Here is a 15,833-nt window from a genome sequence, read left to right as displayed (position 1 = left end):
TTTATAGGAAAAAGGGCAGCTCTTTTAAAAAGTATTTAAGTTGTTGCGTGACATACTAAAGAAGAGACTAAATGAGTAGATAAACCGCTATAACCCTGTAAATATTGCTTGAGGCCGGGAAACCCCGGCCTCAATTTTATAACTAAATATAAAAGGATATCAAAACAGAAACAAAATTCCTGATTTTTGTCTTGCTCACCCATTATCCTAATGCAACATCCATTACCATCATGATGACAAAACCGGCCATCAGACCAAGTGTCGCAATATCTGTATTGCCGTTGGTCTGTGACTCAGGGATTAGTTCCTCCACTACGACAAAAATCATAGCTCCTGCTGCAAAAGCTAAAGCATAAGGAATAATCTGAAGCATAATCATGACCAGAGCAGCACCAAGTACAGCACCGATAGGCTCAACTATAGCAGACATAGATCCCATATAAAAGGCATGAGCGCGTGAACTGCCATCGGCTCTGATAGGAATAGAAAGCGCCGCTCCCTCAGGAATATTTTGCAGACCAATTCCAATCGCCAAACCGATAGCCCCGACTAAACCGGCTACTGTCATATTCCCTGATGCCAAAGCGCCAAAAGTAACCCCCACAGCCAATCCTTCCGGAAAATTGTGAATCGTTATAGCCAAAAAAAGCAAGGCAGTTTTGGATAATTTTTTCTTAGGCTGAATCCCTTCAGCATCATCGACATCCTTACCTAAATGCAGATGCGGGACAATAGCATCAATTAAGCGAAGACTAAGACCGCCCAGTATAAAACCTGCAGTTGCAGGAAACCAAGACCAGCCGCCATAGTCTGCCTCTGCATATTCGATTGACGGAGCCAGAAGAGACCAAAAGGAGGCTGCAATCATAACACCGGCCGCAAACCCCATCATAACATCCAAAAGTTTTCGACTGATATTCCTAAAGAAAAGCACCACCCCTGAACCAAGGATTGTACAGCCCCAAGTAAACAAACCAGCCAAAAACGCCAGCCAGACTACATTCTGCGACATCATCCACTCAATCATCTCATCACTCTCTTTCATAAGATACAAAAGCCGTTTAAAAATCCGTATGAAAATAGGGGTTGGCAAGTGATGCTTGCATCACGATGACAGCCATCTTTTTCACTAGGATTTTAGGCCGTGTTCAGTTCACCAAGATACAAAGGGCGTTTAAAGCTCACAGCAAAAATAGGAGCCTGACCGCCGAGTCACTAAAGACTCTAGGGAAGGCTGTCTTTTTTGCAAAGAGCTTAGCCCGTGTTCAGTTACATCAAGATACAAAAACCCGTGAACAGAGCAAAACAAAAAGGCGGTAAGCCAGAAATCTCTGATTTCGTCTGCGCACCTCTGCCAGGACGACTAGAAGGCTGCGGCAGGCTGTAAAGACTACAAAGCCTTCAGATGGCTACGGCTAGCGGTAACTAGGTAACGATACAGATTCCCAGTCCCCTCACTTTCCCTTTTCTAGGTTCGGGCTGAAATCATCCACTGGATGATTTCACTGCACAGCTCTTAGGGCGTGTTCAATTTCATAAGATACAAAACCCGTGAACAGAGCAAAACAAAAATGACGGTAAGCCAGAAATCTGTGATTTCGTCTGCGCACCTCTACAGCCAGTCAATCTCTAAACTTAAGGCGGGTTCTCTCAGGTTTTATAATTTTAAAACAAATGCTTATTCCGGCTTATGATTCCTAAACCTCTGCTCTTTTAAACCTGCTGTTTTTATCATATCACAAAATAAATTAAAATCAATTTAAGAAAAATATAAAAACAGCTTTGCTTCACCGCCTGCTGACTTTTACAGCGGCAGTTTAAAATTTCTGCTAACGCAGCACAGCGCGACTAGAAAAGACCTTTATTTGCTTTTTCACAGAGATTGATTTTAAAGGCAAAAACATTTTGAACAGGCACTGCATTAAAAAAACCGAAAGCCTCGAGCACTTCCGGTTCCTTGTTACAACACAGCTCTTTTAAGCTGATAAAACTTTGCGTCCTTTGCGACGGCGGCTGGCCAATACATGGCGGCCGTTTTTAGTTGCCATCCTGTGACGGAAACCGTGCTTACGCTGACGGCGAATTTTACTTGGTTGATAAGTCCGTTTCACGTTTCAGAATACCTCCTCATAGAATTTCGTATTCGTTTAGCCGGCTATGTGATATCAGTTACTAAACATACTCATCTATTTTATAATAAAGCTTTGACCCTGTCAAGATTTACTGAACTTTTATTGAACGAAAGAAAATATAGAGAAACTGATGCAGGATTTCAAGGAAAGCATATTCCGAACTCACTTGCACTTCCTACTTTGCTCCAACAACTTAATGCGTATTTTATCGCTTATAAGCAACCACAACATAGCGGTTGGGGTCATTGCCTTCTGAATAGCTCTCGACACCTTCAATTTTAGTAATCGTTTTATGAACGATTTTTCGCTCACTGTTACTCATTGGGTCCATGGTATAACTGCGGCCTGAATCCAGCACCCGTCTGGCAACCTTCTGTGTGAAGTCAATCAGCGTTTCGGTCCGATGTTCAATATAGTCATGGACATTCAGCGAAACAATGAAATTTTTTGAAAAGCGATCATACAGGAAATTCTGAGCTAGAAGCTGCAGCGATTTCAAAACTTTCCCATGATAACCGATGACACGGCCGGCTTCCGGTGTTTCAATCTGCAGATTAATCTGACGGCTCGTATGGCTGGTCTCAATAGTGGCATCAATATCCATCTCATAAATAATTTTTTTGACATAATCACTTACGCCAGCAACTGCCTGTTCAATATCACCACTTTGAGCTTCCACATCAAACTCTGCTGCTACAAAGGCTGCAAAATCACTGTCCCTTTCTGCTGCTTCAGATAATGAGCTGCTGACCGGAGCACCCTCTGCCGGATTAACTTCCAAAACACCTTCTTCCTTTTGAACTTCTCTTAAAAGTGTCTGCGGTGTTTTTTTAGTATCCAAGACTGTTTCCTTGAATTTGTCCCCAACAGCTTGACCGGCTTTTTCTTTTTTCTTTATCATGCCGCTGACTTTGGCCATTTCGAGTGCATCCTCAAGCTGCGAAGAGACAGGTTCATTTTGCCGATTAACAGCATCAGGCACCCCTTTGACCGCTCTTTGGTCAGCCTTATGCGCTGTCGTTTCAGCAATCCCTTCAATATCAACCTGTGCCGGTTTCTTTCCAAACCACAGAAATCCTTTTTTCTCACGTGCAATAACCTTGATATGTGCTTTCAAACGCGAGATTTGCAACTCTTCCAATCCTTTTTCGATAGCCTCTTCAACAGTTGAACCTGTGAAAATCACCATAACAACTCTCTCCTTCAACAAGATACAAAGCCCGTGAAAAGAGCAAAGCAAAAATAGGAAAATTGACGAAGAGTCGCTAAGACTCTAGGAAATTTTATCTTTTTTGCACAGCTCTTAGGGCGTGTTCAATTCCAACAAGATACAAAGCCCGTGAAAAACGCAAAAGGCAAATAGGGGACTGACTGACGAATCGTCAGATTCTAAGTCAGGACATCTTTTTCCCGCAGCGTTTAGGGCGTGTTCGTTTATTTTCTTTGCTTTCTTGCTTTTTTTCTGGCGCGGCGCATTTTGGCCTGACGCTCTTTAGCTTCCCGTTCAGCCTGCTGCCGGGCTGCAATAATCTTAAAAGGATTATTGAGCAGGAGAATCTGGACAACCTGAAAGGCATTGGAGACTGTCCAATAAAGGACAATCCCGCTGGCTAAGCGGAAGCCCATAAAGAAAATTAAGGCCGGCAGCAAATAGGTCATAACTGTCATTGCAAAATTTGCCTCCTTAGCCGCCTTATTTGTCAGCCAAGAAGAAAGGAAAGTAAAGACGGCAGCCAGAACCGCAAGGATAAAATAGGGATCGGGCTGTGACAGCTCCAACCATAAAAATCGCCCGGTACGCAAAAAAGCAACACGTGTCAGTGCCTGATAGAGGGCAATCATAACCGGCATTTGAATGGCCAGCGGAATAAAGCTGGCATAAGGATTAACACCATATTTTTTATAGAGAGCCTGACTTTCCTCGGCTAATTTCATCCGGCTCCCGCTGTCTCTCCCAGAATACTGGGCCTGCAATGCTTTTAACTCGGGCTGAAGATCCTGCATTTTTTGTCCGGACTTGATTTGCATATTATATAAAGGCATCATCAGGGCACGGATAATAATGGTAAAGAGAACAATCCCCAGCCCGATGGAACCGTCGAAGGACAGCCATCTGATGGCTTGGGCAAAAAAATAAACAAGCTGATCCCATCCATTGCCGGATGAAGCACTGACCTCACTGCGGCTGCAGGCAGACAAAAATAAAAGACCGCTGACAGCTAACCCTGATAACTTAATTTTTCTTCTCACTATCTGAACCTTCCTGATATAATTTAGCAAGTTTAAGAACATGCCGCAAATTTTTCTTTATCTCATGATAATCCAAAGATTCCACTCCTTTTCTGGCAATTACAACAAAATCATCAGAAACCAGACGGCTTTGAAACTCCATAAGCGCATGCCGGATTTTACGCTTAACCGCATTACGGATAACCGCATTGCCGATTTTTTTACCGACAGAAATTCCGGCTCTAAAGTGCTGCTGCTGCTTTGCTAAACGGTAGACAACAAACCGCCGGTTAGCAACATTTTCCCCATGGTCAAAAATGGCTTGAAAATCTTTGTCGCTCTTGACACGGTAGGTCTTCTTCAAAACATAACTCCAAACATCTAAATTATTACTATTATACCACAAAATAGAAAAAAGCCTCAACCCTTGGTATTTTGGCTTTCTTTACTTATGATTTTAAATCGTCTTTGGCTTGCTTTATCTGCTCTTTAACCTGCTCAAAGCCTGTCCCCCCAAGCGACTGCCTCCTCTCAACTGCTGTGCGGGAGCGGAGAGCTTGGTAAATATCCTCTTCAATTAAGTCAGATAATTCCTGATAGCGTTCCAAAGGAACATCCTGCAGGTAATATCCGCCTTTCGTACACTCTAAAACCAGCCTGCCGACAAGAGCGTGGGCCTCACGAAAAGGCAAACCTTTGCTGGCCAGATAGTCGGCAAGCTCAGTTGCATTGGAAAAATCTTTTTCCGTTGCCTGAGACATTTCTTCCTTGTGGACAGTCATTGTATCAAGCATGCCAGCTAAAATATCCAGAGCAACTGTTACGGTTTCTGCTGTATCAAACATCCCCTCTTTATCTTCCTGTAAATCTTTATTGTAAGCCAGAGGAAGAGATTTCATAACGGTCAGCAGGCTGAGCAGATTGCCATAAACCCGGCCCGATTTTCCGCGAATCAATTCCGCCATATCGGGATTTTTTTTCTGCGGCATGATGGACGAGCCGGTTGAAAAAGTGTCAGACAAACTGATAAAATGGAATTCATGAGAACACCAGCTGATCAGCTCTTCACACAAACGGCTCATATGCATCATCAAAATACTGGCATTAGCCAGAAATTCTAGAATAAAATCGCGGTCCGATACTGCATCAAGCGAGTTGCTGTAAGGCTTAGCTAAACCGAGCAAATCTGCTGTCCGCTCACGGTCAATAGGGAAGGTTGTCCCAGCAAGAGCAGCCGCTCCTAAGGGAGAAAGGTCCGTATGTTCAAAATTGAAATCAAAACGCTCACTGTCCCTTGTAAACATATTATAGTAGGCCAGCAGATGGTGCCCGAAAGAAACAGGCTGAGCATGCTGCAAGTGAGTATAGCCCGGCATAATGGTATAAGTATGCTCTTGGGCAAGATCAAGCAGTACTTGGCGCAGATGGTCCAATTTTTCCAGCACTTCTTTTAATTTCGCTTTCAGATACAGATGCATATCTGTTGCGACCTGATCATTCCGTGAGCGCGCCGTGTGAAGCTTACCGGCCACTGAACCGATCTCAGCTGTCAGGAGGGCCTCGATATTCATGTGAATATCCTCATTGTCCACAGTAAAGACTAACTGTCCGTCTTCATACTGCTTAAGTAGTTTTTCAAGGCCGGCTTTGATAGCAGCAGCTTCTTCTGCTGCAATAATTCCCGTCTCACCCAGCATAGTGACGTGAGCGAGCGATCCCTGAATATCGTATTTAGCCATTTTTTGGTCAAAACTGATTGACGCTCCAAATGCCTCCACCCAGTCCTCAAGGCTGGCTTCAAAACGGCCGCCCCAAAGTTTTTCTTTTTTTGTCATGATGATTCCTCTATTTATAAGAAAAAGTAAACCTGAACCGCAGCAGGTTTCCCTTTGTCTCTTTTTCTTGTTTTGATTTCAGTTAAACTAATAGTTCAAAACGGCAACACTCTGCTAGTCGTCCTGACAGAGGGGCGCAGACGAAATCAGAGATTTCTGGCTTACCGCCAGCCGTTAACGTCTGGAAGCTTTGTCGCCTTAACAGTCGACCGCACCTTTCTAGTCGTTCTGGCAGGGGGGCGCAGACGAAATCAGAGATTTCTGGCTTACCGCCAGCCGTTAACGTCTGGAAGCTTTGTCGCCTTAACAGTCGACCGCACCTTTCTAGTCGTTCTGGCAGGGGGGCGCAGACGAAATCAGAGATTTCTGGCTTACCGCCTTTTTGCTTTGCTCTTTTAAGGGGCTTTGTTTCTTATGAAAACGGGGCGGGAGATGGTACTCCCGACCCTTGCTTTGTCTCACCGGACACTATTCTTAAAGGTCGGCTCTCAGGCCGGCTTTATTTAAGCTCGTTGTGGCTCACTGAGCACATTGACGAGAAAGTCTGCTATATAAGAAAAGAGGGGTTCAGATGCGCCTCACAGGACACTTTTATCTGAAATATTCCGGCACTTTTCTTTAGTCATTCTCAGGTGTATTGTTTTGAGCCTGCTCCTGTACTTGAGCGTTGACTTTTGTCGGCAGCCCCCAAAGTTTGATGAACCCGACAGCACTGTCTTGGTCAAAGGTATCAGCGCTAGTATAAGTAGCCAGGTTCTCATCATAAAGGGAGTTAGGAGACTTGCGGGCAACCACTTTTGCGCTGCCTTTATAAAGTTTAACTTTAGCTGTACCGTTAACGTTTTTTTGGCTCTCTTTAATATAGGCCAAAATCGCATCGGTGGCTGGGCTGAACCAGAGCGCATTGTAAATCAGATTAGCCAGCTCATTCTCAAGAATAGGCTTAAAATGAGCGACTTCCCGAACCAAAGTCAAATCTTCAATCTCTTTATGAGCGGCTAACAGTGTTACTGCACCTGGGCATTCATAAATCTCTCTTGATTTAATACCAACCAGACGGTTCTCAACATGGTCAATCCGTCCTATTCCGTGTTTTCCGGCGAGCTCATTTAATTTTTGAATTAAATCAGCCAGCTTCATTTTCTGCCCGTTAAGAGCAACAGGGGTCCCTTTTTGAAACTCGATTTCAATATAATCCGCCTTGTCCGGAGCATCTTCTACAGCGCTTGTAATACCAAAGGCATCTTCCGGCGCCTCGTTCCATGGATTTTCAAGAATACCACATTCATTGGCACGTCCCCATAAATTCTGGTCAACCGAATAAGGATTGTCCAAATCCGCCGGAACCGGAACCCCGTGGGCTTTAGCATATTCAATTTCTTCCTCACGCGACCACTTCCACTCACGAACCGGTGCGATAACTTTGAGATTCGGATCAAGCGCAGCGATAGCGACCTCAAACCGAACCTGATCATTTCCCTTGCCGGTACAGCCGTGAGCAATCGTCCCAGCATTTGTTTTATGGGCAATTTCTACCAGCTTCTTAGCAATAATCGGACGGCTGAGCGCTGAAACCAAGGGGTATTTCTGCTCATAATAGGCGTGAGCCCAAAGAGCAGGAAGAACATAGTCTTGGGCAAATTCATCCTTAACATCGAGGACATAAGATTCAACAGCTCCGACTTTCAGGGCTTTATCATGAATAAAATCAAGATCTTTGCCTTCACCGACATCCATGCAAACAGCAATCACATCATAGTCTTTTTTAAGCCAAGTGATGGCAACTGATGTATCTAGACCGCCGGAATAGGCTAAAATGACTTTTTCTTTAGACATATTGTATCTCTTTTCTTATATTTATTAGCTATGTGTCCATGATAATGTATATTTATTCTTTTGTCAACCCTTTTTATGTATATTTTTTAAAAAAATGTATTTTTATTCCAAAAAATCGACAAGTCTGCCAGAATTGAGGCTTGATTTCTGACTGTCCTGCGGAAGTCAGCAGGTGCTGATGTCTGAAGACCATGCAAAAAAGCCGGAGGCTCCCGGCTTTTGATATTTACGATAAGGTTTCCAGCATTTTCTCAATATGATTGATAGCCTTGTCCCGGCCCAGCAGGAAAATGGTATCCGGCAGTTCCGGTCCGTGCATTTCTCCTGAAACAGCAATACGAATCGGCATAAAAAGATTTTTCCCTTTGATGCCCGTTTCTTTTTGAACCGCTTTAATTTGCGGAAAGATATTTTCTGTAGTAAAGTCCTCATCACTCATGGCCTCCAATTTCGACTTGAAGGCTTTCAGGACTGTCGGTACTGTTTCTCCGGACATAAATTCACGTTCTGTGTCAGTTAACTCCGGAAAATCGGTGAAAAATAAGTCTGTTAAAGGCAGGATTTCATCAGCTGACTTCAGCTGCGGCTGATAAAGAGCCACTAATTTTTCGGCCTTGTCTGTCAGGCGGCCGGCTGATTCAAGAAAAGGTCTGCACAGGCCAAATACTCTATCAAAGTCCGCATTTTTGAGGTATTCATTGCTCAGCCAATCCAACTTTTTTTGGTCAAAAGCAGCTGGAGATTTACTGAGACGCTTTTCATCAAAAAGGTCAATCAATTCCTGACGGGAGAAAATTTCATTTTCACCACCCGGATTCCAGCCCAACAGAGCGATAAAATTAAAGATCGCTTCCGGTAAATACCCTTTTTTACGGTAATCTTCGATAAACTGCAGGGTGTTGGTATCACGTTTAGAGAGCTTCTTGCCGGTTTCAGCATTAATAATCAAAGTCATATGCCCAAAATTCGGCGCCTGCCAGCCCAAGGCTTCATAAACCATCAGTTGTTTAGGAGTATTAGCGATATGATCGTCCCCGCGGATGACATGCGAAATCTCCATAAGATGATCATCAACAACAACTGCAAAATTGTAAGTTGGGTACCCGTCTTTCTTTTGAATGACCCAGTCTCCGCCGATGTTGGCTCCTGTAAACTCAATTTCTCCCTTGACCATGTCATTCCACTTATAAACACCAGTCTCATTGACAGCTAAGCGAACAGTCGGCAGAATACCGGCAGCTTTGCGCTCTGCGATATAGGCAGCCTTTTCTTCATCAGACATACCCAGATATTCATTAACATAGCGCGGTGTTTCGCCGGCTGCTTCCTGACGTTCGCGCTCTGCAGCCAGCTCTTCTTCAGTGACATATGATTCGTAAGCTAAGCCCTTTGCCAGCAGCTCCTTAATGTAGCCTTGGTAAATCTCCAGACGTTCTGACTGCCGGTAGGGGCCGTAAGCACCTGGTTCTGCCGGACTTTCGTCCCAGTCGATTCCCAGCCAGCGAAGATTCTCCAGCTGTGAGCGTTCTCCGTCTTCCACATGACGTTTACGGTCAGTATCTTCAATTCTGATAATGAAGTCTCCGCCGTAATGACGGGCATAAAGGTAGTTAAAGAGCGCTGTCCGCGCATTGCCGATATGCAGTAATCCGGTAGGGCTTGGTGCGTAGCGCACCCTTATTTTCTGAGCCATGTTTCTCTCCTGTCCTTTTTTCAATCGTTTTTATTATAGCACAAATTAAACACATAACAAGGAGATAGCTCTGAGAAAAGAGCAGAAAAAGTCTAAAGCGCTCCGCTGTTTTCCGCTTCACTGCGTCTGATAAAATCTGCTGCAGTGTCTATGACTGCAAAAGTTTGTAAAGCAGCCAGAAAACTCATCTGAACATCAGATGCTTCTATTTTTTGACCTTTATAGCAGAGGGCTTTAGTTGCTGTCGCATCACTGATTACTATAGGCTGGTAACCCTTTTCTTTAGCTGCTCTAACCGTTGAATCAACACACATATGGGTCATCATGCCAGCTATAACCAGCTGACCGACTTCCAAAGCTTGTAATTTGTCATCTAATCCAGTCTCCAGAAAGCTATTTGGGAAATGCTTGGTAATAACAAGAGCCTCTTTTTGCAGATTTAAACTCGGATGCAGTTCAGCACCTTCACTGTTTTCAGCAAAAAAATCAGCATCTTCATTCTTTTTAATATGCTGAATATAGAGAATTGGCAAATTTCTTTTTAAAAATAAGATCTCTAGCCTATTGATCTGAATCAAAGCCTCTTCAGGTCCAACCAATTCACATTTCCCAAGATGAAAATAATCCTTTTGAACATCAATAATTAATAACGCCTGCTTTGTCATAATACTTGCTCCCTTCTAAATGTCAAAGTTGCCTGATTGTGTCCAATACCTTTTTATATGATATGATGTAAGTATAGAACTTTTGTAAATTAATAGCCATCACTTGATGAAAAACAATCAGTTCTTTTCATTTCACCGTGAAAGGATAGATAAATGGATAATATTGATAAAGAGATTCTCAGTCTGTTAAAAACAAACGGACGTTTAACAAACAAAGAAATCGGACAGCTCGTCCATCTAACCGGTCAGGCAGTCGGCAATCGTATCAGTAAACTTCAGGAAAATGGGACGATCATACATTTTACGACCGCTATTTCTTATTCCTTCCAGCAATATATTATGGTTTATATGGACAGCAATCAGTTCAGCCGATTCGAACATTTTGCTACAGCTTATGAAGAAATTGATGAATTCTATAAAGTTTCCGGACACGCCTGCTATTTAATAAAAGCCCACTTTAATGAAGCTGACTTAAAAGCTTTTTTAGAACGATTGACATATTGGGGGCGTTATAATGTCGAAAATATCCTGCAGCAGATAAAATAAAGGAATTGCTGCTGTAGAAAATTGCCTCAGCAGCTGATTTTTTTGTAAATCCGACTGCTGATAACACTGTTTACACAAATAAAACAAAGCTGAGAAATTGTCTCAGCTTTGTTTTATTGGGATTGCATATGCTCTAATAACTCAGAAAAGAGGGAGCCCTTTCAAACAGTTGTTTTACAGCTGAGCCGTCGAAGTCTGTCCCAGCCAAAAATTAAAAGAGCGAGGAAAATCAATATCTTTGACACCACGATTAACACCTCGTTCGTCGCTGGGTATTTTATCCTGCAGCTTATTACAAGAAGCTGTCCAAAAGCGATGATTTCCCTCCGCCATCACCGCCGCCGGTAATAATATGACTGCCGATAACGTTAGCAAAGGTTTCGATATTTAAACTTTGTACATAAATTTCACCTGTCCCGCGGAAGGTGTTGACAATCCCTTCACCGGTTCCGATAGACTGCAGAAAACCGTTTTCTAAGTGAATATCATACTGCAATTCACGGCTCCAGGCTACAACATGAGCATTGTCAATAGTAAGCTCTTCTCCTTGAAGTTCTATTTTTTTAATCGAGCCAAAGGCATTAGCTAAAAGCGTCCCTTCTCCTTCAGTTGTCATGACAAAAAGACCGCCCTGTCCTCCGAAAAAGGCACGTCCGACTGACTGTCGTTCCATCTTGTACTGAGCAGAACCATCCAAAGCTAAGAAGGCGCCATCATTCAGGCGATACTGCCTGCTTCCCAGTTCAAGCGCAATAACCTGGCCGGGAACAGACGGGGCTAAAGCCAGTTTGCCATCATCAGCATTTGAGACTGCTTGGGTAATAAAAGCAGACTCCCCGGAAGTCATTGAACGGCCAATTGCTCCCACCAGTTTTCCCAGCCCAGAACCACGGGCATTGAGCCTTGTATTGAGAGTGACGCTGGGCGTATGGTAAACCATGCTGCCGCGCTGAATATAAGCTGTCTCTCCCGCTTCCAAAGCAATTTCAACCAAGGGAAACTGCATGTTGCTGTCAATAGTAAATTTCATCCGATTATCTGCCATTATTCGCCTCCTGTGCTTTTTGTATTATTATTTTAATACAGATGATAACAGGTCTTTCGGTATCTGTCAAGTATCACAGGGCATGGCTGGTATTTTTTTATCTAGCGCTGCTATATCAAACCTTAACCTCTGTCATACGGCCGGTATCTACATCATAAATCGCTCCGGAAATAGTAATATCAGCCGGAATCAAGGGCGACTGACGCAGCAGGGTCATATCTTCCCGCACACTGTCAGCGACATCGCTAAAAGGCAAAAAGTCCCAATCACCAGCATCTACTCCCAAATCCCGCTGCAGCTGCTGGGCAAAAGCAGTATTGGTAAAAGTTTGTGCACCGCAGTCAGTATGATGCAGCACCACAATCTCTTCTGTCCCCAGTTGCTGCTGAGAAATAACCAAGGAGCGAATCACATCTTCGGTCACCCGTCCGCCGGCATTCCGTAAAATATGAGCATCTCCCAGTGCTAGTCCCAAGGCCTGGGCAACGTGAAGACGGGCATCCATACAGGTGACAATCGCAACCTTGGTTTTTGGTTTCATCGGTAAGTGGGCTGTCCCATGCAGGTCAGCATAAGCTTGGTTAGTTTTTAAAAAGTTGTCAAAATAAGACACTGTCGTCCTCCCTATCAGCAGCCGGCCGGAAATTTTAACCGACCGGGCTGCAAAGTAAATCTTTTGTGGTTTAAGCAGGCTTGCCGGGAACCGCTTTACAGGCTGCATTCCCTGCCTGTCTAATGTCGTTTTATCAGCAGCTCAAAAACTTTTTGAGGGCTTTTAGGCAGAAAGGCAGTACTTTCTCCATCAGCCAAACACTTTTTTAAGAACTTCACTGACTGTTCTGACAGCGATGACCTGAATAGTCTCAGGTATTTCGACACCCTGCAGAGAGTTCTTAGGCACATAGACTTTGGTGAAGCCGAGCTTGGCGGCCTCTTTTATCCGCTGTTCAATACGGTTAACCCGGCGGATTTCACCGGTCAGACCAATCTCGCCAATAAAAGCGGTTTTGGGATCTGTCGGCTCTTCCTTATAGCTTGAAGCCAACGCTACCGCTACGGCTAAATCAATGGCTGGTTCATCTAATCTTACACCTCCGGCTGATTTTAGGTAGGCATCCTGATTTTGGAGCAGGAGGCCGCAGCGTTTCTCTAAAACTGCCATAATCAGACTGACACGGTTGAAGTCAAGGCCAGTCGTTGTCCGCTTAGCATTGCCGAAAACACTGGGTGTAACCAAGGCCTGCAGCTCTGCAAGGATAGGCCGGCTTCCTTCTATAGTCACCACAATAGCAGAACCGGTAGCCCCATCCAAACGTTCTTCTAAAAAGACCTGACTGGGATTGAGAATTTCTGCCAGACCAGAAGCCCGCATTTCAAAAATACCGATTTCATTGGTTGAGCCAAAACGGTTTTTAACCGCCCGCAGGATACGAAAAGTATGATGACGTTCCCCTTCAAAATACAAGACAGTGTCAACCATATGTTCCAGCATACGCGGGCCGGCTATGGTTCCTTCCTTGGTTACATGACCGACAATAAAAACTGCCATGTTATTCGTTTTAGCCAGCTGCATGAGCTCAGCTGTTACTTCCCGCACTTGACTGACAGATCCTTGGACACTTGAAATTTCAGGACTCATAATGGTTTGAATAGAGTCAATGATCAAGAAATCCGGCTGAAGTTTTTCAATTTCCGTCCGAATCAGCTGCATGTTGGTTTCGGCATAAAGGTAAAAGGCATTGTCAATATCTCCCAAACGTTCACTCCGCAACTTTATCTGCTCGGCTGACTCTTCCCCTGAAACGTAGAGAACAGTTCCTTTATGAGCCAGTTGGGTTGAAACCTGCAAAAGCAAGGTCGATTTGCCGATACCGGGATCCCCTCCGATAAGAACCAGGCTTCCGGGTACAACACCTCCGCCCAAGACACGGTTGAATTCTCCCAGCCCAGTCTGGATACGGTTGACCTTAATCGCAGCAATATCGGTCAGCTTAACCGGTTTTGTTTTCTCGCCTGTCAAGCTGACACGCGCATTTTTGACTTCAGCAGTCTCAACCTCCTCTACAAAAGAGGACCAAGCCGAACAGTTGGGACAGCGCCCCAGATATTTGGGAGAATTGTAGCCGCATTCTTGACAGACAAAGGTCGTTCTTTTTTTAGCGATAGGTTCTTCCTCCTCTTTAATCAATTCTTACTTAACAGCATTTATAAGCGGCAAACAGATCGTTTCAACAAACCGTTTCTTTTGCACTTTCCGCTTCTCCCCTCCGGGCTGTGCTTTAGTCTTTTTTATTTTCCGGTACTGCCGAAACCGCCTGTACGAATCCCGTCAGCCGTGTCCCCATCAGCGACTAAAAAGGGCATAAAAATCCCTTGAACAAGCCGCTCTCCAGCCTCGATTACCACCGCTGTCTCGGTAATATTTTGCATTTGTGCAAAAATATGTCCCTCATTGGCAGGATTGTTGTAATAATCCCCATCAATAATACCAACAGAATTAATCAGCACCAAGCCCTTTTTTCTCGGATTTGAAGAGCGGTCATAGAGGCAGAGTACTTCGCCGGCCTGCATATAAGCCTTAACACCTGTCGGAACTAAAACAATTGCGCCGGGAGCAATTTCTGTTTGTTCTGCCGCTTTTAAATCATAGCCGGCAGCATGAGCAGTCTCACGCCTCGGCAGCAAACCCTCATCAGTAAAACCGGAAACCAGTTCAAAACCACGTATTTTAGACATCTTTTCCTTCCCTTCCTTCATTTTTATCTATTCGTTATTCTAACTATCTATCAGGAATGACCCGAAAGAGATAATAGGTGATAAAGACCGTCAAAGCCAGCAGAGCTATCTTCACCCAGATGATTGGGGCCAGCCAGACTGACAGACCCATCAGCAGATAAATCTGAACGATAATTTTCTTTTTGCGCTCTTTGGCGATGCTTTTGCTTTCAGCATAGTCCGCAACATAGAACTGATAAAGTTTGGTCTGTTTCAGCCATAACTCAAATTTTTTGGAACTGCGGGCAAAACAATAACCTGATAAAAGGAGAAAAGGGGTAGTCGGCAAAACCGGCAGAACAACACCGATAACTCCTAAAATAAGGCTCAGATAACCAGCAGCAATCAGCAGCATTTTTTTCATATAGCTATTCTACCATGTTTTTTTTGTTTTAGCACTGAGTTGACAGTATTTTTAGAAAACGTTATCATATTATAAGAAAATAAAAGTAGAAAAGAGGTTGCCCTATGAAACTTATTGGACTTGTTGGTACCAACTCTGCCCGTTCAACCAACCGCCAGCTTCTCCAATATATGCAAAAGCACTTTGCCGATAAAGCGGCTATTGAACTGGTTGAGATAAAAGATATCCCTATTTTTAATAAACCCGCAGACAGGAAAGTGCCTGATAGTGTCACCGAAATCGCCGCAAAAATTGAAGCGTCAGACGGTGTCATCATCGGTACGCCTGAGTATGACCACTCTGTTCCTGCTGTTCTGATGAATGCGCTGGCTTGGCTGTCTTACGGCATTTTCCCGCTGCTGAACAAACCTGTTATGATTACAGGGGCCTCCTTTGGAACGCTGGGATCTTCCCGTGCACAGCTTCAGCTCCGGCAAATTTTGAACTCCCCTGAATTAAAAGCCAGTGTCCTGCCTGATGAGTTTTTGCTTTCTCATTCCTTACAGGCTTTCGATGCAGACAACAATCTGATCGATTTGGAAACCATTCAAAAATTAGATGCTATTTTTGATGATTTCCGTATCTTTGTCAAGATGATTTCTAAAATGTCAAATGCTCAGGCCTTACTGCGGAAAGAAGCCGAAAACTTTGACTGGGAAAGCTTATCATAAGGA

General features: G+C 44.0%; 16 protein-coding genes. 2 read left to right on the top strand and 14 right to left on the bottom strand.

What is annotated here, in order from left to right; translation table 11 throughout:
- Positions 1 to 202: 202 nt before the first annotated feature.
- From A0O21_RS00440 to A0O21_RS00390, 9 genes are all read right to left on the bottom strand, one after another.
- Entirely contained in the window at positions 203 to 1,027 is an 825-nt protein-coding gene (locus A0O21_RS00440; RefSeq protein WP_067059966.1) for a ZIP family metal transporter, read from the bottom strand.
- A gap of 949 nt (positions 1,028 to 1,976) precedes the next feature.
- Positions 1,977 to 2,111, bottom strand: coding sequence for a 50S ribosomal protein L34 (gene rpmH, locus A0O21_RS00430; protein WP_067059962.1), 135 nt, complete (start codon positions 2,109 to 2,111; stop codon positions 1,977 to 1,979).
- A gap of 226 nt (positions 2,112 to 2,337) precedes the next feature.
- Positions 2,338 to 3,321 (bottom strand): RNA-binding cell elongation regulator Jag/EloR, encoded by a 984-nt coding sequence (gene jag / locus A0O21_RS00425; RefSeq protein WP_067059959.1) that lies wholly within the window; start codon positions 3,319 to 3,321, stop codon positions 2,338 to 2,340.
- A gap of 245 nt (positions 3,322 to 3,566) precedes the next feature.
- Positions 3,567 to 4,400, bottom strand: coding sequence for a YidC/Oxa1 family membrane protein insertase (locus tag A0O21_RS00420; protein ID WP_269465549.1), 834 nt, complete (start codon positions 4,398 to 4,400; stop codon positions 3,567 to 3,569).
- On the bottom strand, positions 4,366 to 4,725 hold the full coding sequence (rnpA, locus tag A0O21_RS00415; protein WP_067059956.1) for a ribonuclease P protein component: 360 nt from the start codon (positions 4,723 to 4,725) through the stop codon (positions 4,366 to 4,368). Before rnpA ends, A0O21_RS00420 begins: the two co-directional genes overlap by 35 nt.
- Positions 4,726 to 4,810: 85 nt before the next feature.
- On the bottom strand, positions 4,811 to 6,196 hold the full coding sequence (gene argH, locus A0O21_RS00410) for an argininosuccinate lyase (protein WP_067059954.1): 1,386 nt from the start codon (positions 6,194 to 6,196) through the stop codon (positions 4,811 to 4,813).
- A gap of 618 nt (positions 6,197 to 6,814) precedes the next feature.
- Positions 6,815 to 8,032, bottom strand: a complete 1,218-nt coding sequence (locus A0O21_RS00400; RefSeq protein WP_067059949.1) for an argininosuccinate synthase — start codon at positions 8,030 to 8,032, stop codon at positions 6,815 to 6,817.
- Between the two features lie 226 nt (positions 8,033 to 8,258).
- On the bottom strand, positions 8,259 to 9,725 hold the full coding sequence (gltX, locus tag A0O21_RS00395; RefSeq protein WP_067059947.1) for a glutamate--tRNA ligase: 1,467 nt from the start codon (positions 9,723 to 9,725) through the stop codon (positions 8,259 to 8,261).
- 92 nt (positions 9,726 to 9,817) lie between these two features.
- On the bottom strand, positions 9,818 to 10,390 hold the full coding sequence (locus A0O21_RS00390) for a cysteine hydrolase family protein (protein ID WP_067059945.1): 573 nt from the start codon (positions 10,388 to 10,390) through the stop codon (positions 9,818 to 9,820).
- A 153-nt stretch (positions 10,391 to 10,543) separates the two neighbouring features.
- Between A0O21_RS00390 and A0O21_RS00385 the strand changes: the two genes are divergently transcribed.
- The gene (locus tag A0O21_RS00385; protein WP_067059943.1) at positions 10,544 to 10,936 is read left to right on the top strand and encodes an Lrp/AsnC family transcriptional regulator; all 393 of its coding nucleotides are present in this window, start codon (positions 10,544 to 10,546) and stop codon (positions 10,934 to 10,936) included.
- Between the two features lie 292 nt (positions 10,937 to 11,228).
- Here the strand turns inward: A0O21_RS00385 and A0O21_RS00380 are convergent, their stop codons facing one another.
- The 5 genes from A0O21_RS00380 to A0O21_RS00360 all read right to left on the bottom strand — a co-directional run bounded on the left by A0O21_RS00380 (position 11,229) and on the right by A0O21_RS00360 (position 15,120).
- Positions 11,229 to 11,981, bottom strand: coding sequence for a TIGR00266 family protein (locus A0O21_RS00380; protein WP_067059942.1), 753 nt, complete (start codon positions 11,979 to 11,981; stop codon positions 11,229 to 11,231).
- Between the two features lie 115 nt (positions 11,982 to 12,096).
- Complete coding sequence (locus tag A0O21_RS00375) at positions 12,097 to 12,594, bottom strand: beta-class carbonic anhydrase (protein WP_067064982.1); 498 nt, start codon at positions 12,592 to 12,594, stop codon at positions 12,097 to 12,099.
- A gap of 189 nt (positions 12,595 to 12,783) precedes the next feature.
- A complete protein-coding gene (radA, locus tag A0O21_RS00370; protein ID WP_173644639.1) occupies positions 12,784 to 14,145 on the bottom strand; it encodes a DNA repair protein RadA in 1,362 nt (453 codons plus the stop codon).
- A 125-nt stretch (positions 14,146 to 14,270) separates the two neighbouring features.
- Entirely contained in the window at positions 14,271 to 14,717 is a 447-nt protein-coding gene (locus A0O21_RS00365; protein WP_067059938.1) for a dUTP diphosphatase, read from the bottom strand.
- Positions 14,718 to 14,760: 43 nt separating this feature from the next.
- A complete protein-coding gene (locus tag A0O21_RS00360; protein WP_067059936.1) occupies positions 14,761 to 15,120 on the bottom strand; it encodes a YbaN family protein in 360 nt (119 codons plus the stop codon).
- Positions 15,121 to 15,224: 104 nt separating this feature from the next.
- Here A0O21_RS00360 and A0O21_RS00355 point away from each other — a divergent pair, with 104 nt between their 5' ends.
- Complete coding sequence (locus A0O21_RS00355; RefSeq protein WP_067059934.1) at positions 15,225 to 15,830, top strand: NADPH-dependent FMN reductase; 606 nt, start codon at positions 15,225 to 15,227, stop codon at positions 15,828 to 15,830.
- The last annotated feature ends 3 nt before the right edge of the window (positions 15,831 to 15,833 follow it).

The sequence above is a fragment of the Streptococcus pantholopis genome, from assembly GCF_001642085.1.
GTDB classification, from domain to species: Bacteria; Bacillota; Bacilli; order Lactobacillales; family Streptococcaceae; genus Streptococcus; species Streptococcus pantholopis.
The sequence above is the reverse complement of the archived record's forward strand: the minus strand, read 5'-3'. Positions and strand labels throughout refer to the sequence as shown.